Consider the following 18,850-nt stretch of genomic DNA (forward strand, 5'->3'; position numbering starts at 1 on the left):
TAAGGAGTAAATCATGGCACAAATTGAGATTAAGTTTCCAGATGGAGCAGTAAAAGAATTTGCAGTCGGCGTAACACCATTAGAAGTGGCGAACGGGATTTCAAAGTCGCTTGCTAAGAAGTCGGTTTCAGGCCGCTTAAATGGTGAATATGTTGGAATGCATGATGCAATGGAAGTTGGGGGTGACTTTGAGTTAATTACTAAGGATTCAGATGAAGCCTTACGTTTGCTTCGCCACTCAACTTCTCACTTGATGGCCCAAGCCCTCAAGCGTTTGCACCCTGATATGCATTTTGGAGTAGGACCAGCAATTGATAATGGTTTTTATTATGACACTGACAATGCCGATGGTCAGATTTCAGTCGAGGAATTCCCTGAGATTGAAAAAATCATGCATAAAATTGTCAAAGAGAATCTCCCAATTGTTTCACATCAAATTTCACGGGCTGAAGCCTTGGAAATGTTTAAAGATGATCCATATAAGGTGGAATTGATCAATGACTTGCCCGCTGATGAAAAAATTTCAATCGCGGTACAAGGTGAACACGTGGAATTAGATAAAGGTGGGCTAGTTCCTTCAACGGGTTGGATTAAGCACTTTAAGTTGACTTCAGTGGCTGGGGCTTATTGGCGTGGAAAGTCTTCTAACCCAATGTTGCAACGGATTTATGGAACTGCTTTTTGGAATGATGAAGATTTGGAAGCGGAGTTGAAGCGGCGCGAAGAAGCCAAAGAACGTGATCACCGTCGGATTGGGGCGCAACAAGATCTGTTCTTTACTTCTCAAGAAGTGGGGGCTGGATTGCCAGTTTGGATGCCAAACGGGGCTGCCATTCGTCGTACGTTGGAACGTTACATTGTTGACCGCGAATTAGAAGCTGGTTACGAGCATGTTTATACGCCAATTTTGTCAAACTTGGACTTATACAAGACTTCAGGACACTGGGATCACTACCATGAAGATATGTTCCCACCAATGGACATGGGTGACGGTGAGTTCTTGGAATTACGGCCGATGAATTGTCCTTCGCACATTCAAGTTTATAAGCACCACCCTCGCTCATATAAAGAATTACCATTGCGGATTGCGGAATTGGGAATGATGCACCGTTATGAGAAGTCTGGGGCTTTGACTGGTTTGTCACGTGTTCGTGAAATGACTTTGAATGATGGACACACATTTGTGACCTTAGATCAAATTGAGGATGAATTCAAAAATATTTTGAATTTAATGATTGACGTTTATAATGATTTTGATATTAATGAATATCGTTTCCGCCTTTCATATCGTGATCCTGAGAATACGGAAAAGTATTTTGATGATGATGAAATGTGGTCTAAGTCACAAACCATGTTGAAATCAGCGATGGATGACATGGGCTTGGATTACTTTGAGGCTGAAGGTGAGGCGGCCTTTTATGGACCAAAGCTAGACGTCCAAATTAAGACGGCTTTGGGTGGTGAAGAGACTTTGTCAACAATTCAATTAGACTTCTTGTTACCTGAAAAGTTTGATTTGAACTATATTGGCGCTGATGGTGAAAAGCACCGGCCAGTGATGATTCATCGTGGTGTGATTTCAACGATGGAGCGCTTTACTGCACACTTGATTGAGATGTATAAAGGTGCCTTCCCAACTTGGTTGGCCCCTCATCAAGTGCGGTTAATTCCGGTTAATCGTGAAGCTCATGGTGCGTATGCTAAGGCTATTGTTGATGAACTAAAGCATGAAGGTATTCGCGCTGAGTATGACGAGCGTAACGAAAAATTAGGTTATCTGATTCGCGATGCGCAATCATTGAAGATTCCATATACCTTGGTCATTGGGGATGATGAGCAAGCAAATCAGAGCGTGACAATTCGTCGGTTTGGCTCACGGGAGACCGAAACGATTCCATATCTAGACTTTAAGGAAAAGTTGTTCGCGGATATTGCGAATTATTCGCGTAGTGAAGGCGTAGCTGAATAAACGTTCTTATTTTGAAGGATGAATGATTAGAACCGCTATTATTAGCGGTTCTTTTTTGTCGGTTGATACCGATGTACGTATTATTTGCATTAATAAAAAGGTAATGCGCATCTTAATGATACGTATTACCTTAATCAGCATGATCGTTCAAATTATGACCAGAAGATGATGATATTTACTAAAATTAAGATCGTACTTAGCATGACGATTTGTAAAAGGGGCCAAGGGGAATTCGGAACCTCCGTTCGCGGAGCACCTTCGGTAAAGCCATGAGCATGCATGGCATCGGCCAAATGTTCTGACCAGCGGCCGGCATTCACTAAGGCCTTAAAATATAATTGAGGGCTCCAGAGATGGTATTTAATCCCACGCAAAGCCGCCGCATATTGAATTGTTTTAAGCTGGCTTTGAACTTGCGATAATAAATTCAAAGCCGCGATTAAACCGTACACAAATGTATTTGATAAATGAAAGCGTTGATGTGCATTTTGGAGTAAGGCTTTGGGGGTGGTCGTTAAGGTTAAGGCTGCGCCCATGCTCACGTAGGCAAACAGACGGGTGACATATAGGGTTGCGTTGAACAAACGGTCACCTTGACTAAAGAACCAAAACGAACACCAAGTTCCAAAAGCGAGGGGAGTGATGATAATGAATGCCCATAAAATTTTATGAAGTGAGACGCTTTGCCATAGCATATAAATCAGACTGAACCCGATGAGAAAGAGGTTCGCATTGATTTTTAAAGTAAAGGCAATTTCTAATGAAAAAATTAAAATGAACCCCAAAAAGAGAGCTGGTTCAAATTGAGCGCGCTGAGTCATGTTGAACCTCCGGATGCCATAAGTTAAGGTGTTGATTATGCAAGACCAATTCATAATCAATGCTATTAGCCAGGCCTTGGCGTTGATGTGAAATTAATAAAATACTGGTTTGCGTTTTTTGAACTGCGGCTTGCATGTAGCGATTAAACTGTGTGCTAGAAGCTAAATCTAAACCGGCAAAAGGTTCATCTAAGAGTAACACCGGCAGCTCCAGAATTAAGAGACTAATCAACTGGGCTTTTTTTTGTTGCCCCCCCGAGAGGCGATAAAGGCTTTGGTCCAAGAGCGGTGTTAGCTGTAAATCAGCTAAGGCGGCTTGCAATTTATCAGCTTGCCAATAGGTGGGGTGCGGGTTTTGTTGTTGACTAATTTTAATTTCATCACGCAAGGTGAGACTGACAAATTGGTCAATTGCATGTTGGAATCCAGCTCCGACGTAGCGCTCAAAGTGTTTAGGAATGCGGTGATCTTGCCATAAAATGGAACCTTGATCTGCCTTGAGTTGTTGAATTAAAACACGAAAAAGCGTCGATTTACCGCTGCCATTGGTACCGGAAAGTAAGCCAATGGTTCCCTGGGGAATTTGAAAAGTGCTGTTCTTAATTAACTTTTGTCCATAAGGTGCCACTGTTAAGTTGTCCCAACGCAAAGGTCCATTCGCTTCTTGGTAACGGGGGGGAAAAGATAAAGTCGGTTTCTTGGCCAAGGCCGCTTGAGTCTGGATCAAATGTCCTGTGGTGGTGAGTTGTAAAGCCGTATCAACATAATTGGCGAGATCACTGGTATCATGCTCAATTAGAATTAAGGTTTTATGCTCTTGTTGCTTGAGACGCGTGAGTTGATCTAATAAGGCTTGACGTTGCGTTAGATCGATATTAGCAAAAGGTTCATCTAATAATAAAATATCCGCATCGGTGGCCAAGCTAATCGCTAGCGCTAGCTGTTGTTGCTGTCCGCCCGATAGTTGGTTGATCTTTTTTTGTGCCCAAGTGCCCAACGGTTCCGGAAAAGCTGCCTTAATCCGCTTGGGAATTGCTGACCAGGGTACTTCTAAATTTTGCAAAGTAAAGGTCAATTCTTCTAAAGCCGTGGCCATGGTAAATTGTTGGGTGGCATCTTGAAAAAGTAAGCCAACTTTAGTAGCCCGCTGAGCATTGGTCAATTGGTCCAATGGGAGACCATCGATGGTAATGCTGCCGTTTAATGGTGCCAAAAGGCCAGCCAATATTCGTAAAAGGGTCGACTTGCCGGCTCCATTAGCACCTTGGATTAAAGTTAGAGTCCCTGGCTGAAATTGATAATTGATTTTATTTAAAAGGGGTGTCGTTTCATCTGGGTGCGTGTAACTTAAATTGTTAATGGCTAAACTTGTCATTTTGGGTCACCGTAAGCCAGCTTGGTGCAGCATCTTAGCAATTAGATAAACTAAAACCCCGGCAAAGAAGCCGATTGAAAGAAAGCGAATAATGAAAAGGCTAATGAGCAGCGGTAATTGATAGGCCAGATAACCATTTTGGAAAAGATCCCAAACGAAAGTAATCATGGTCATAAAAATAGAACTGAAGAAAAGATTGCGCTTGCTCCAAGTGCGATAGCCTGTGACAGTAAAACCTAGTTCGGCAGGAGCACCTTGGATAAAACCGGCAATCAAATTCATGACACCCCACTGTGAGAATAAGAACATTTCTACGGTCGCAGCGATAACTTCGCCTAAAAGCCCCGCCCCAGGCTTTTTAATAATCAAACTTGCCAATGGTCCGGCCATGACCCAGACACCGATGGTTAAATCATTAGCAAACGGCTTTAAGGGGGTTGCAGCAATAAGGGTATAAGGGAAACTCCAGAGTTGGTAGATGACCCCAAAGAAGAGGGCAATAATGGCTAGATAAATGACGTCTTGGACTTGCCAGCCGGTGGTTTTGTTTGTGTTTGACATGATAAAGCTCCTTAAAAATGATATTTTAAACAAATAAAAAAGCCAGCGTAAGCAGGACTTAGGCGTGGCTCTCCAATGTTCTCATGGTTAAGGACCACAAGCTCCCTTCGTCGGTGCTAACCGTATCAGGTTCGATGGGTCCTTCTCAGCTCAATGAAGAGCGCCCCAGCTTGTTCAATTTGTTCCCTTTTATTGTAGAATACTTTTGTAAAATAAACAAGATGCAGTTGAATGTGGAATTTGAAGCTGGATATATGGATTTATAGAAACAGCAAAATCAGCTTGAACGCGACTAAAATCAGGATATAGCATGCAAAAAACCGGATTTTTTGGTAAAATATTAAACAGATATGGAGGATGGTAGCGTGGAACATGAATTAAAATTAATCGGGTTAAGTACCAATCATCAATTGTCCCAAAAAATTGCAGATGAAATAGGTGAATCTTTAATGCCTATGACAATCAATCAATTTGCAGATGGGGAAATTTATGAACGGATTATGGATAGCGTGCGGGGCGCAGACGTCTATGTCATTGCCCCCATTGCAGGTGAAGTAAATGATAGCTTCATGGAAATTATGATTGTCGTTGATGCGCTCCGCCGGGCTTCGGCACATCAGATTAATTTAGTCCTACCATATTTTGGTTACGTCCGCCAAGATCGGAAGACCAAGTCGCGCGAACCAATTACTGCAAAAATGGTGTCTTCTTTAATTGAAATGAATGGAGTAGCCCGGGTGTTAGCGGTTGATTTGCACGCTGACCAAGTGCAAGGTTTCTTTGATATTCCAGTTGATCAGTTATTAGCAGCTCCATTGCTTACGGAGTATTTCTTTGAACGCAATTTTGATTTAGAAGATTTGGTTGTCTTTGCGCCTGATCATAATGGGGCAGGTCGTGCGCGTCAATTTGCTTCCATTTTAGGGACCAATTGGGGTGTGATTAATGATCGTGCGGTGGAAGAAGATATTAAGAACCCAAATGGAATTGTGGGGGAAGTCGCCGGTAAACGCGTCTTGGTGGTTGATGATATCATTGATACTGGAAAACGGATGACACGTTCGGCTCAAGCCTTGCGGTATGCGGGAGCTAATGAAGTTTACGTAGCGGCAACGCATGGTGTCTTTTCAGAAGGGTCCGTTGAACGTTTGGCGGATTGCCCTGAAGTAGAACGGGTGATTGTGACGGATTCTGTTGATATTCCAGCAGAGAAGCACTTTAATAAGTTAGAAGTTGTTACGGTGGCACCTTTGATTGCGGCGGCCATTGAACGAATTCATGAAGACCGTGAATTGTCTGGTTTGCTGCGTTCACGGCATAACCCTGATATTAAAATTTAAGGAGAAATAGAAATGGTTTATGCAGCTGATGAAAATCGTTATGAAAAAATGCCCGTTCGGCGTGTTTCCGATTCAGGTCTAATTTTGCCCGCCCTTTCATTTGGCCTATGGCGCAATTTAGGGGATGAAAAGCCTTTAGCTAATTCGCGTGAGGTGATGTTGAAGGCGTTTGATAATGGAATTTATTCATTTGATAATGCTTCTAACTATGGTCCTTCAAATGGAAGCGCGGAAGAAACCTTTGGGGCTGTATATCAATCTGATTTGAAGCCTTACCGTGACGAATTAGTCATCACGACTAAGGCTGGGTATCATATGTGGCCGGGACCTTTGGGTGAATTCTCAGGGCGTAAGACTTTACATGCAGCCTTAGATTTGTCATTAAAGCGGATGCACTTAGATTATGTTGATATTTTCTATGCACATCGTTTTGATCCAAATACTAATTTGGAAGAGACAGCCGTAGCTTTGAATGATTTGGTGCGTCAAGGAAAAGCTTTGTATGTTGGAGTATCAAATTACACGGCTGAGCAAACGGCAGCCATTATTGAAATCTTTAAAGATTTGCACACTCCCTTTGTGGTGAACCAAGTTTCTTACAATCTGTTACACCGCGAAGAGGCTGAAGCTGATGGCATGTTAGATTTGTTAAATGACAACCATGCAGGAGTTGTAGCATACGGACCCCTGGCCGAAGGGTTATTAACTAATCGGTACTTGGATGGCTTCCCAGCTGATTTTCCATTGCATCGGACCAATGCTAACTTAGCTCAAGATCAGGAAGCTACCGTGGCGAAGTTGAACGCTTTGAATGCTGTCGCAGCTGATCGTGGTCAAACATTAGCGCAATTAGCGATGGCTTGGTTATTGAAAGATCCACGAGTAGCTTCAATTGTAATTGGGGCTTCAAGCTTAGAGCACCTCTTGGATAATGTAAAAGTAACTGATAATATGACCTTATCAGATGAAGAATTGGCTAAAATCGAACAAATTTTAAAGTAGGTTGGTGTGGGACTGCTAGCAGCCATCTGTTAAACCGAAAATAACCTAGGGAGGTTAAAACTCTCTAGGTTATTTTCATGATGAAGCGATAGTAAATTCGTTTAAATATGTAAATTAAATAAAACTTGCTATAATGAAGAAATGAATTTCTAGGAGGTATGCGAAATGGGCCGCAAATTAATTGGGATTGATTTAGACCATACAACGTTAAATGAGGCGGGGCAGGTGAGTCCAGTCACACAAAAAACTTTGCAAGCGGCCCAAGCGGCCGGCCATATTGTTGCAATTATTACAGGCCGTCCGCCTCGTTTAACGCAGGACATTTACGACCAAATCGGGTTAAAAACGCCGATGATTAATTTTAATGGTGGCTTAGGCTATAACCCAAACCAGAGCTGGGCAGATGCATACTCATATCAAGTCAAGCGCGAGATTGTCTTTGATTTAGTGGAACAGGCACCTAATTTAGCCGTGAATACGATTGTCGCCGAACAAGCGCAGCAAGTTTTTGGTCAACGCTTTCTTGGACATGAGCAAGGACCAACTAATTTAAAATTTTTCCCACAAGATCAAGAGCAAAGAGCTGCTTTAACCCCTCAAAATGTGCAGGGGGATGTAAATGCTATTTTGTTACACGTCACACAAAATGCAATTCCGCAAACCCAAAAATGGTTGAAAGCGCGTTATGGTAAAGATCAGGTCACGGTGAAAACTTGGGGAGCTGATGATCCGGTCATCGAAGTTGCGCCAGCTGGGGTTGCAAAAGATACTGGCTTGCAAGTTTTACAACGGTCTTTTGCGATTAAATCCGATGATGTGTATGCATTCGGCGATGAAATGAATGATTTAGAAATGTTATCCTATGCTAAGCATGGAGTTTTAATGGTCAATGGGAATATGTCTTTAAAAACGGTGGCGAATGAAATGACAGATTATACCAATGACGAAGATGGGTTAGCCCGTTATTTACAAAAAGTTTTAAAATTAGATATTCAGGGGGATAAAAAATGACGAAATGGCCGGCAGGTTTTGCAGAAAAATACCAAACGTTACTGGGCGATGAAGCCTCTGCCTTTTTGCGGGCATTAGAACAGCCCGGACAAAAAGGCTTTCGCGTCAATCCCTTAAAAGCGCAAACACAGTTATTTAATACGTCAACCGAAGGACGGGTTCCGTGGGGGGCATGGGGATATTTTGGTGAAGTGAATGGTCATTCGGTTGACCATACCTCAGGCTTAATCTATTCACAAGAACCCAGCGCCCAATTGGTGGGTGAAGTGGCCCATCCCCACCCCGGTGAAAAAGTTTTAGACTTAGCCGCTGCTCCAGGTGGCAAAACGACGCATCTTGCTTCGTTTATGGACCAAACCGGTTTGTTAATTAGCAATGAAATTTTTTATAAGCGGGCGCAAATTTTGAGCGAGAATGTGGAGCGCTTTGGATTAACCAATACCCTGGTTACCAACCACACTCCAGCAGAATTGAGTCCTCAATTTCCACAATATTTTGATCGCATTATTTTGGATGCACCTTGTTCAGGTGAAGGCATGTTTCGTAAAGATCCGGCTGCGATGCAATATTGGCACCCTGATTATCCAGCCGAATGTGCGCGTTTGCAGCGAGAGATTTTAACCGAAGCAGTTAAGATGTTAAAGCCCGGGGGCGAGTTAATTTATTCGACATGTACTTTTGCGCCTGAAGAAAATGAACAAGTAATTGCCTGGTTGTTGCGTGAATACGCTGATTTCGAAATTGTGCCAATTCAACGACCAACGGGAGTTGATGCCGGGCAACCGGCGTGGGCCGATGATAATCCAGCTTTGGCGGGAACGGCCCGGCTGTTTCCCCATCATTTAGCGGGTGAAGGTCATTTCGTAGCCCGTTTACGGCGCCGACCATCCTCAGTAGAAGCAAAGGCAAAAAAAGCGCCTAAGTTGGCACGCACCAATTTGACTGTCGAACAAAAAGAGCTTTGGCAAACATTCCAACAAGCACAATTACCGGACTATCAGCCCGCTGTCTTAGTAGCGTTTGGGGATCAATTATATGCCTTGCCCGCTGGAACACCGGATTTGAAGGGCTTAAAAGTCTTACGGGCCGGATTACATTTAGGAACATTTAAAAAGAAGCGCTTTGAACCAAGCTTTGCTTTAGCTTTGGCTCTTAATCCCGAGCAACAAACACAGATTTACACCTTAAATTTGGAAGAATGGCGTGCTTATGTACATGGGGATGTTTTCGCTACTTCCAAAGTTTTACCGAATGGTTGGTATTTATTAGTTATGAATGGTAACGGAATGGGCTATGGCAAGTTAGTGAATGGTCAAATGAAGAACTTTTATCCAAAAGGACTTCGTTTTCAGCCGCGAAGCTAGTCTTGGAATTTTATAAATTATGGTTAAACCCATAAGAATGGTGAGAAATAGTGACGATAACGGATTGATAATGCTAAAATAAGCATATAAAACTGAAAACAAGGAAGGATTTAAAATGGCAACAGATAAGATTACGCCCGAAGAAGTTGAACACGTTGCGAGTTTAGCCAAATTAGCGTTAACTGAGGCTGATAAGGAGGCCTTTACTCGCCAATTAGATAAAATTTTTGGCTTAGTTGATACGTTGGATGAAGTGGATACAACTAATGTTAAACCTACATACACCGTAACGGATTTAACGACGGCGCTGCGTGACGATGTAGCGGTTCCAGCGAATGAAACCCAAAAATTGTTGGCAAACGCTCCTGAAACGCAAGAAAACCTCATTAAAGTGCCAGCAATTTTGAATGCGGAGGAAGAGAATTAATGAATTTTTTAAAGACGAATCTAAGTGAGCTCCATGAACAATTAGTGAGCGGAAAAATTTCCGCAACTGAATTGACCCAAGCAACATTAGACAATATCGCGGTTCGTGATCCAGAGCTCGAAGCTTTTATTACGGTTGCTAAGGATCAGGCTTTAGCCCAAGCTGAGCAAGTCGACGTCAAGGGAGTGGCTGCAGATCAGAAGTTAGCTGGAATTCCATACGGAGCTAAAGACAACCTTGTGACTAAAGGTTTGGAAACTACGGCAGCTTCACACATTCTAGAAGGCTTTAAACCTATTTATGATGCAGCGGTAGTTGAAAAGTTACAAACTGCCGGAGCAGTTAATGTCGGTAAATTAAACCTTGATGAATTTGCGATGGGTTCAACAACGGAAACTTCATATTACAAGACGACAAAAAATGCTTGGGATCATACTAAGATTCCGGGTGGATCATCCGGTGGTTCGGCTGCAGCGGTGGCTGCAGGTGAAGTTCCTTTTGCTTTAGGTTCAGATACTGGTGGTTCAATTCGTCAACCCGCCGCTTTTAATGGAATTGTCGGCTTGAAGCCAACGTATGGCCGGGTTTCACGCTGGGGCTTAATTGCTTTTGCTTCATCTTTGGATCAGATTGGGCCTTTGACTCGGACCGTTAAGGATAATGCTTTGGTCTTAAACGCAATTGCCGGGTATGATGAGCGCGATCAAACGTCAGCCAAGCGCGAAGTTCCTGACTTTACAGCTAGTCTAACTGGTGATATTAAGGGCTTGAAAATTGCCGTTCCAACCGAGTATTTTGGGGATGGTGTTGACGAACGGGTTGCGACTACGGTACGTGAAGGTATTAAGCAATTAGAGGCACTTGGAGCACAAGTCGAAGAAGTTTCATTGCCACATACGAAATATGGTGTGGCTGCTTATTATATTCTAGGCTCTTCCGAAGCATCATCTAATTTACAACGTTTTGATGGAATTCGGTATGGCTTCCGTGCTGATAATGTGCAAAGCCTTGAAGATTTATATGTACAAACACGGACGCAAGGTTTTGGTGCTGAAGTAAAACGGCGGATTATGTTGGGAACTTACTCACTATCAGCTGGGTCATATGATGCTTACTTTAAAAAGGCTGCCCAAGTTCGGACGTTAATTAATGAAGAATTTCAGCGGGTATTTGCGCAATACGATTTAATTGTGGGCCCTACTACGCCAAATGTGGCTTATAATTTCGGTGAAAATCAAGATGATCCTCAAGTTGCCTATATGAATGACGTTTTGACGATTCCAGTTAATTTAGCTGGGTTGCCTGGGTTGTCAATTAATGCCGGCTTTGTGGATGGATTACCAGTGGGGATGCAGCTCATTGGAAATCGCTTTGAAGAAGCAACTTTGTACCGGGTCGCCGATGCCCTTGAACAAGCTACCCGACTTTTCGAAAAAATTCCAGGAGGTGTCAAATAATGGCGATTTCTAATTTTGAAACAACCATCGGTCTTGAAGTCCACATTGAATTAAAAACTAATTCAAAAGCAATGTCGCCTTCACCAGTTGAATATGGGGCAGCCCCTAACCAAAATACTAATGTAATTGATTGGGGTTATCCAGGAGTATTGCCGCAAGCTAATCGTGGCGCAATTGAAGCCGGTATGATGGCGGCTTTAGCCTTGCATGCGGATATTACCCCTGATTTGCATTGGGATCGGAAAAATTATTTCTATCCCGATAATCCAAAAGCTTACCAAATCACACAACAATTTGAGCCCATTGCGAAAGATGGTTGGCTGGAAATTGAAGTTGATGGTCAAAAGAAGCGGGTCGGAATTACCGAGATGCACGTCGAAGAAGATGCTGGAAAGAATACGCATGGTACCAATGGGTATTCATATGTTGATTTGAATCGGCAAGGAACGCCCTTGATTGAAATTGTTGGAGCACCAGATTTAACCTCACCGGATGAAGCATATGCTTATTTAGAAGCATTAAAAGAAACCATCCAGTTTACTGGAATTTCTGATGTGAAGATGGAAGAAGGTTCAATGCGAGTTGATGCCAATATTTCTATCCGACCAATTGGTTCTAAGCAATATGGGACAAAAGTTGAGTTGAAGAATTTGAATTCATTTAATTATGTTCGGAAAGGTTTATTGTTTGAAGAACAACGGCAAGCGAAAGCATATCTAGCTGGGGAAACTTTAAAACAACAAACCAGACGTTATGACGAAACCACTGGTGAAACCATCTTGATGCGGGTGAAGGAAACCGCCGATGATTATCGTTACTTCCCGGAACCTGATTTGGCGCCCATTCATATTGATCAACCTTGGATTAACACGGTCGCGCAGAAGCTGCCTGAGGATGCTAAAACCCGGCGCCAACGTTATGTGGAGGAGTTAGGTCTCGATACTTATGATGCAGAAGTTTTGACGCAAACGTTAGCAATGGCTAATTTCTTTGATGCTACTGTGGCTGAAGGAGCCAACCCCAAGCGGGCATCTAATTACTTGATGGGTGATGTAAATGCCTTTTTGAACGCTAATCATCAGGATTTGGAAGACACTAAGCTGATTCCTAAGCATTTAGCAGACATGATCAAACTAATTGATGAAGATGTTATTTCAACTAAGATGGCTAAGCAGGTCTTTAAGGCGATTACGGACGGGCAAGAGCCAGTTCAGTATGTTGAAGATCATAATTTAAAGCAATTGTCTGATCCAGCTATTTTGTTACCAATGATTGAAGAAGTCTTGGATAATAATGAACAATCAGTTCAAGATTTCTTAGGTGGAAAAGAACGTGCCACTAAGGCTTTGATTGGGCCAATTATGAAAGCAACTAGGGGAAATGCTAATCCGAATGTGGTGAATGATTTACTACATCAAGCACTTGAAGCACGGAGGTAATGGCTTTGAAACGGGCACGCATAATTTATAATCCTACATCTGGTCGAGAAGCGGTTCGACGGGATTTAGTCGATATTTTAGCCGTTTATGAGCAAGCCGGTTATGAAACATCGGCTTTCGCGACGACTCCTGAGCCGTTATCAGCACAAAATGAAGCGCGTCGGGCGGCCGAAGCTGGGTTTGAATTGCTCATCGCCGCTGGTGGAGACGGAACTATTAATGAAGTGGTTAGTGGAATTACACCGTTGGAAAAACGGCCGAAATTGGCTATTATTCCATGTGGGACCACCAATGATTTTGCGCGCGCTTTGCACATTCCACGTAATGAGCCATTAGAGGCAGCAAAAGTCATCTTAAATGATCAGTCAGCTTTTCTAGACGTTGGTCAAGCAGACGACAATTACTTTATTAATATTGCCGCCGGTGGTTCGTTGTCTGAATTAACCTATAAAGTGCCTTCTAAGTTGAAGTCGATGTATGGTTATTTAGCATACGTTGTGAAGGGGGCCGAATTAATTCCGCGCATGAAGCCCATGCATTTGCGGATTGCCCATGATCATGGTATTTATGAAGGCACCGCTTCAATGTTTTTCTTAGCCTTAACGAATTCAGTCGGAGGTTTTGAAACGATTGTGCCAGATGCTAAATTGGATGACGGTATTTTCACCGTTCTCGTGGTTAAAACGACGAAAATTCCTGAAATTATGACTTTGATGACGGAAGTCTTAAAGGGTGGTCAACATATTGATAATCCGAATTTGCTTTATTTAAAATCTAAGGATGTCATGATTGAACCATTAAAGGCCGAAGAACAGGTCATGGTGAACTTAGATGGCGAATATGGTGGGGATGCGCCAATGCATTTCCACAATATTCAACAACATATTGAATTCGTTACGAATTTAACTGAAGAAGAACGACAACGGCTCTTGTAAGCTTTGTCTTGTAAACTCGAAAAGGGCTATGGCTATCTTTTCGAGTTTTTTTAAATGATAAAAATCATCAGAATTCATATATATTTTAAGGGATAAATAGATCAAATATGGCTTTTAACATGGTAATGGGTTTAGGAAATAATTTTGTGAAGATAACGTGCGATTGTGTATTGGGTTTCATCAAAAATTTAAAATTAGAATCGGCAATAAATGAAACCGTTCTCATGGTATACTTTAATTATTGAAAATTTGGGAGGATTAGATTATGCAAAATGAAGAAATTGTTTTTGGAACTTATACTAAACGTAGCTCAAAAGGTGTGTACCAAGCCATTTTAAATGAAGCAAATGGTCAGCTGGAAGATGCCAAAGTCGTTGCACAAGTTGGCGGACCAACTTATACAACACAAGGGCCAAACCAAATTTTGTATGTGGTAGATAAGCGAGCAGATCAAGGCGGGGTGGCTGTTGTCGATCGTCAGACGGGTGAGGTGAAGCAAGAAGTCTTGAGTGCCGGAGCATCCCCAGCTTATTTAGGTTATGATGCTGAGCGTCAACTCTTATATGTTGGAAATTATCACAAAGGAACGGCCGAAGTTTACCAAGTTGCCGCGGATGGTCAGTTGAGTTTAGCTGATACATTTACTAATCATGGATCAGGACCAAGACCTGAGCAAGAAAGTTCACACGTTCATTTTACAAATTTGACTCCCGATCAAAAATTAGTTGTGGTTGATTTAGGGACCGATGAAGTATTCTTTTTTGATGTACAAGCAAATGGTAAATTAAGGCAACCAACAACCTTTAAGTTTAAGGCTGGGTTTGGACCACGGCATATTCGGTTTAGCCCAGATGGGAAAACGGCGTATGTGCTAGGTGAGCTTTCTTCGCAATTAGCGGTCTTGGATTATACGAATGGCCAAATGCAATTACGACAAACCCTTTCAACCATTCCGGCTGATTGGACCGAACACAATGGAGCGGCTGCTTTACGAGTGACCCAAGATGGTCGTTTTGTGTATGCATCTAATCGGGGAAATAACACGGTGGCTGTCTTTGCGGTGCAAGATGATAGTGTCAAGCGGATTCAACTGATTTCTACGGAAGGTGATTTTCCACGAGATATGGCTTTGAATCAAAATGACGCATATTTGGTTGTTGCGAACCAAAATACTGATAATGTGAGTGTCTACGCGCGCAATCCTGAGACGGGTATGTTAAAATTAGTCCAACAAGATTTCCTGATTCCAGAGGGTGTTCGCGTTGAATTTATCAAATAAATAAAAGCAGAGGTTGAATAATATATGAATCATTCTGAACAAACAAACGCTTCAAATTTTCAGCGTTTTTTGAATAATAAAAGTGTGATGGCATTGGTAATAACCCTATTAATTTTAATAATTATCTTTATGTTAAATAAAGTTAATTTTATCTTTTATCCAGTTCGGGTGATCTTACAAACGGTAGGGGCCCCAATTATTGTAGCTTTCATTTTTTATTATCTGTTGAATCCAATGGTTAATTATTTAACGCGACGCTTTAAAATCACACGCACGACCGTGATTGTCGGCCAATTTATTGTCTTGGCCGCTTTGATTTTTATCGGCATTGTCTCAGTTATTCCTTGGTTACGTGATCAAAGCATCAGCTTGATACAACATTGGCCTAGTTATTGGAAGAGTTTAACTGAATGGATGAATCAAACTTTCTCAAGATCTGAGTTTAGTAGTGTGAATAAATGGCTACAACTAAACAATGACGCAATACAAAAATTCATGTCATCATTTCTACATGGTGGGACGCAAAATCTTTCAGGGTTCTTTGGCTCAATGACAAAGGTTATGGTCACGATTATCACCTTTCCATTGATCTTATTTTACCTATTAAAGGATGGCGATCGTGTCGCCCCCTATGTGGCCAAATTTTTACCAAATAAAATGCGGCAACCATTTTTAAAGACGGAAGTGGTAATTAATGTGCAAATGGCCAATTACATTCGCGGGCAATTATCAGTTGCAGGTGTGGTTATGATTATGTTTGCGATTGGTTTCTTATCGGTTGGGTTACCTTATGGTTGGCTATTGGCTATTTTAGCGGGATTTTTAAACTTAATTCCATTTTTGGGGTCATTTTTAGCTATGATTCCAGCTTTGATTGTGGCGGCATTTGTTTCGCCAATGTTGCTATTGAAGGTGTTAATAGTCTTTTCAGTTGAACAGATTCTAGAGGGTAAAGTCGTCTCACCTAAATTATTAGGGGAATCATTGAAAATTCATCCCGTGACAGTCGTAGTAATTTTACTTTCATCGGGAGCGATGTTTGGTTTTTGGGGTGTACTACTTGGTATCCCAGGATACGCAGCCCTGAAGGTGATTGTTATTAATGTTTATCAGTGGTGGCGGAGCACATCGGAATTATTTGAAGAAGAAGTCAAAGTTCATGAATCCATCGCTGGAGAAGAACCAAATAATGAATAATGAAAAAGGGTATCGCTTCAATGCGATACCCTTTTATTATGATTTATTTTTGCATCTTTTTTTCTTTTTGGCTGGCAAATTGTGATCGTAATCCGGCAAGGATGGCTGGTAAAGCTGTAACCACTAGAATACCAATAATTACTAAGGAGAAATGATCACGAATAAAGGGAATACTTCCAAAATAGTACCCCGCCTCTACAGCAATAAAGGTCCATAGGGTTGCCGCGATGATATCTAAAATCACGAAACGTTTGTAGCTAAAGCCGGAAATTGATGCTACAAAGGGTGTTAAAGTACGAATGATGGGTAAGAAACGTGAAAAAATAATTGCGAGAGGCCCATGCTTAATAAAAAAGGCATTGGCTTCCTCTAAATTACTTGGTTTGATGAAACGACCTAAAAAGGGATGTTGAACTAATTTTAAACCAATAGTTCGTCCTAAGAAGAAATTACAAGAATCCCCTAAGATTGCAGCTGACCAAAAGAGCAGAATTAAAGCGTAGTGATTTAAGCCACTACCTGGGATAGCTGCAATTGCTCCGGCGGCAAACAATAATGAATCACCAGGTAGGAAAGGTAAGACAACGGCCCCAGTTTCAATAAAGATGACGGCAAATAGTAAAGCGTACGACCAAGGGCCCAAAATGTTAACCCAATAGGCGAGGTGTTTGTCTAAATGTAAGAAAACATCAATAATCGTTTGAAAAGTGTTCATGAGATACTCCTAATCTTTAATGTTTAGTATATTCGATAAGTTTAGCGGTAAATTATTATAAAAGCTAGTGTTTGAAGATATGTTATAATAAATGTTAAGTTATAAGCAGATTAATTAAAATTTGATAGAAGTATAGGAGTTGGAAGAATGTTACCACAATTTGATTTAGAGAAAGTCGACGGGCCTATCGCTGTTTTAGATACCAGTGCTGGTGAAATTCAATTTAAGTTGTTCCCTGAACAAGCCCCTAAGACAGTCGCCAATTTTGCTGGTTTGATTAAGCAAGGTTATTATGATGGAATCAGCTTTCATCGTGTAATTAAAGATTTTATGATTCAAGGTGGTGACCCAACTGGAACGGGGATGGGTGGCGAATCAATCTTTGGGGCGCCCTTTGAAGATGAATTCTCTAATGAAGTCTTTAATTTCCGGGGAGCTTTGTCAATGGCCAATGCTGGTCCTAACACGAATGGTTCGCAATTCTTTATTGTTGAAGCTTCAAGGGTCCCAAATGATATGCTGCGGCAATTGAAGGGAATTGTGTCCAATGAAGTGATTGAACGTTACGCACAAGAAGGTGGAACTCCTTGGCTTGATCGTCGGCATACTGTTTTTGGACATGTGATAAAGGGGATGGATGTAATCGAAAAGATTGCTCATGCCAAGGTGGATTATGCGGACAAACCAGTTGACGATATTGTCATTAAGCAAGCCCGGATTATTGAAGATTAAAATTTTGATAGGACGAATTAACGATTATGCAATATCATATTGGTGAAATTGTTTCTGGGACAGTCACGGGAATTCAAGCATACGGAGCGTTTGTTCAATTAGATAATGAAACGCAAGGTTTAGTGCATATTTCTGAATGTCGATCAGCATATATCCAAAGTGTTGATGATGAATTACAGGTTGGGATGCAAGTTCGAGTCATGATTATGGATATAGATGAATATTCTGGTAAAATTTCTTTATCTCGACGCAGCGTTGAAGATTTGGCTTTAGAAGGTTTAGCAGGTAAGCCCCATTTTAGTCGCGGTCGAGTTCATTATTGGACTAGCCAACATTATGATTTTGGATTTCAAACAATTCAAGATAATAAAGCTGATATGGTAAGCGAAGCCTTACAACGTCTTGATAAAAGTGGACGCTAGTATAGGCATGCAGTCTTTGGAAAGGAAAGTTAAGACATGTCATTAATAGCGGGAACAATTTATTTTACACGAGCAGACCAAACTTATTTTTTGGTAACAGATCAGCCTAAATCACAATTTTTTACGGTTAAAATGCATCGTCATCAAAACGAAACGGCTTTGGGAACACTTCTAAATGGGTTACGAGAAGAATTAGGAATTGATCCAGATTGCTTACGTTTAGGTGAATTAGGTACGTGGCATACTCAAGGGCTAGAAACACAAGATGATTTAATTTCTTTGTATACTTTAGAGCTTGTTGATGAAACATCACTCAATATGCAACGTTTAAGATCAGTGGGGATGTCATTTGCCCAAGCTAAATCAGTTAAGAATTTAATTTTTAATGTTGATGTAACCGGCGTGGCACGTTTAGATTAATGGGATGATTCTACTGTTAATTATAAAAGATAAAATGTAAGACAAAGAGTCGACATAGGGCGGCTCTTTTATATTATTTAAATTTAATTGGCTTAGACATGGGATTGGTTATTGGTGTATGACGATTAAGTAAATTAATTTGATAAAACTGCTTGACTTCCGTAATGATTCTAGGTATTATAACTAAGTTGTCTTTTGCAAGACATGTCTGTTACTTTACGGATGTTGCTTCAAAATAACATTTAAAATTAGTTGTTGACATTTATATTTCAACATTGTATGATATTAAATGTTGTTGAAAGGCAATAAATAGTTCTTTGAAAACTGAATAACGTTTCGATGAAACAAATGCAGTATCAAAATGATACAAAAATTTGCGAAGTC

General features: G+C 41.3%; 18 protein-coding genes and 1 riboswitch. Of the genes, 14 read left to right on the plus strand and 4 right to left on the minus strand.

Annotated elements, in window-relative coordinates:
* Window positions 1-13: 13 nt before the first annotated feature.
* Window positions 14-1,969, plus strand: coding sequence for a threonine--tRNA ligase (gene thrS, locus IV73_RS03100; protein WP_057754721.1), 1,956 nt, complete (start codon window positions 14-16; stop codon window positions 1,967-1,969).
* 152 nt (window positions 1,970-2,121) lie between these two features.
* On the opposite strand, the gene IV73_RS03105 is transcribed toward thrS, so the two are convergent.
* Genes IV73_RS03105 through IV73_RS03115 form a run of 3 tightly spaced genes read right to left on the minus strand, consistent with a single transcriptional unit; the run spans window position 2,122 to window position 4,726 of the window.
* Window positions 2,122-2,790: an energy-coupling factor transporter transmembrane component T family protein gene (locus tag IV73_RS03105; protein ID WP_057754723.1), complete on the minus strand. Its 669-nt coding sequence runs from the start codon at window positions 2,788-2,790 to the stop codon at window positions 2,122-2,124.
* Window positions 2,768-4,165, minus strand: coding sequence for an ATP-binding cassette domain-containing protein (locus tag IV73_RS03110; RefSeq protein ID WP_057754725.1), 1,398 nt, complete (start codon window positions 4,163-4,165; stop codon window positions 2,768-2,770). Before IV73_RS03110 ends, IV73_RS03105 begins: the two co-directional genes overlap by 23 nt.
* Window positions 4,166-4,171: 6 nt before the next feature.
* On the minus strand, window positions 4,172-4,726 hold the full coding sequence (locus tag IV73_RS03115) for an ECF transporter S component (RefSeq protein WP_057754728.1): 555 nt from the start codon (window positions 4,724-4,726) through the stop codon (window positions 4,172-4,174).
* Window positions 4,727-4,811: 85 nt separating this feature from the next.
* Window positions 4,812-4,904: riboswitch (TPP riboswitch) on the minus strand.
* Window positions 4,905-5,076: 172 nt separating this feature from the next.
* On the opposite strand from IV73_RS03115, the gene IV73_RS03120 reads away from it, so the two are divergent.
* From IV73_RS03120 to IV73_RS03165, 10 genes are all read left to right on the plus strand, one after another.
* Complete coding sequence (locus IV73_RS03120) at window positions 5,077-6,066, plus strand: ribose-phosphate diphosphokinase (RefSeq protein WP_201781073.1); 990 nt, start codon at window positions 5,077-5,079, stop codon at window positions 6,064-6,066.
* 12 nt (window positions 6,067-6,078) lie between these two features.
* The gene (locus tag IV73_RS03125) at window positions 6,079-7,068 is read left to right on the plus strand and encodes an aldo/keto reductase (RefSeq protein ID WP_057754734.1); all 990 of its coding nucleotides are present in this window, start codon (window positions 6,079-6,081) and stop codon (window positions 7,066-7,068) included.
* A gap of 165 nt (window positions 7,069-7,233) precedes the next feature.
* Window positions 7,234-8,079 (plus strand): Cof-type HAD-IIB family hydrolase, encoded by an 846-nt coding sequence (locus IV73_RS03130; protein WP_057754737.1) that lies wholly within the window; start codon window positions 7,234-7,236, stop codon window positions 8,077-8,079.
* Window positions 8,076-9,443 (plus strand): RsmF rRNA methyltransferase first C-terminal domain-containing protein, encoded by a 1,368-nt coding sequence (locus IV73_RS03135; protein ID WP_057754740.1) that lies wholly within the window; start codon window positions 8,076-8,078, stop codon window positions 9,441-9,443. Before IV73_RS03130 ends, IV73_RS03135 begins: the two co-directional genes overlap by 4 nt.
* 115 nt (window positions 9,444-9,558) lie before the next feature.
* The gene (gene gatC / locus IV73_RS03140) at window positions 9,559-9,870 is read left to right on the plus strand and encodes an Asp-tRNA(Asn)/Glu-tRNA(Gln) amidotransferase subunit GatC (protein WP_057754742.1); all 312 of its coding nucleotides are present in this window, start codon (window positions 9,559-9,561) and stop codon (window positions 9,868-9,870) included.
* On the plus strand, window positions 9,870-11,327 hold the full coding sequence (gatA, locus tag IV73_RS03145) for an Asp-tRNA(Asn)/Glu-tRNA(Gln) amidotransferase subunit GatA (protein ID WP_057754746.1): 1,458 nt from the start codon (window positions 9,870-9,872) through the stop codon (window positions 11,325-11,327). Before gatC ends, gatA begins: the two co-directional genes overlap by 1 nt.
* Window positions 11,327-12,766 (plus strand): Asp-tRNA(Asn)/Glu-tRNA(Gln) amidotransferase subunit GatB, encoded by a 1,440-nt coding sequence (gene gatB, locus IV73_RS03150; RefSeq protein WP_057754749.1) that lies wholly within the window; start codon window positions 11,327-11,329, stop codon window positions 12,764-12,766. The genes gatA and gatB overlap by 1 nt, the downstream gene beginning before the upstream one ends.
* A complete protein-coding gene (locus IV73_RS03155; protein ID WP_057754752.1) occupies window positions 12,766-13,701 on the plus strand; it encodes a diacylglycerol kinase in 936 nt (311 codons plus the stop codon). The genes gatB and IV73_RS03155 overlap by 1 nt, the downstream gene beginning before the upstream one ends.
* 265 nt (window positions 13,702-13,966) lie before the next feature.
* Window positions 13,967-14,980: a lactonase family protein gene (locus tag IV73_RS03160; protein ID WP_057754755.1), complete on the plus strand. Its 1,014-nt coding sequence runs from the start codon at window positions 13,967-13,969 to the stop codon at window positions 14,978-14,980.
* Between the two features lie 24 nt (window positions 14,981-15,004).
* Complete coding sequence (locus IV73_RS03165) at window positions 15,005-16,177, plus strand: AI-2E family transporter (RefSeq protein WP_057754758.1); 1,173 nt, start codon at window positions 15,005-15,007, stop codon at window positions 16,175-16,177.
* A gap of 43 nt (window positions 16,178-16,220) precedes the next feature.
* On the opposite strand, the gene IV73_RS03170 is transcribed toward IV73_RS03165, so the two are convergent.
* A complete protein-coding gene (locus IV73_RS03170; protein ID WP_057754760.1) occupies window positions 16,221-16,892 on the minus strand; it encodes a VTT domain-containing protein in 672 nt (223 codons plus the stop codon).
* A gap of 147 nt (window positions 16,893-17,039) precedes the next feature.
* Here IV73_RS03170 and IV73_RS03175 point away from each other — a divergent pair, with 147 nt between their 5' ends.
* From IV73_RS03175 to IV73_RS03185, 3 genes are read left to right on the plus strand one after another with little or no spacing between them, the layout of a single operon-like run.
* The gene (locus IV73_RS03175; protein WP_057754764.1) at window positions 17,040-17,624 is read left to right on the plus strand and encodes a peptidylprolyl isomerase; all 585 of its coding nucleotides are present in this window, start codon (window positions 17,040-17,042) and stop codon (window positions 17,622-17,624) included.
* A 26-nt stretch (window positions 17,625-17,650) separates the two neighbouring features.
* Entirely contained in the window at window positions 17,651-18,046 is a 396-nt protein-coding gene (locus IV73_RS03180; protein WP_057754766.1) for a CvfD/Ygs/GSP13 family RNA-binding post-transcriptional regulator, read from the plus strand.
* Between the two features lie 36 nt (window positions 18,047-18,082).
* On the plus strand, window positions 18,083-18,466 hold the full coding sequence (locus IV73_RS03185; RefSeq protein ID WP_057754768.1) for a hypothetical protein: 384 nt from the start codon (window positions 18,083-18,085) through the stop codon (window positions 18,464-18,466).
* The last annotated feature ends 384 nt before the right edge of the window (window positions 18,467-18,850 follow it).

The sequence above is a fragment of the Weissella kandleri genome (assembly GCF_001438705.1).
GTDB lineage: Bacteria > Bacillota > Bacilli > Lactobacillales > Lactobacillaceae > Weissella > Weissella kandleri.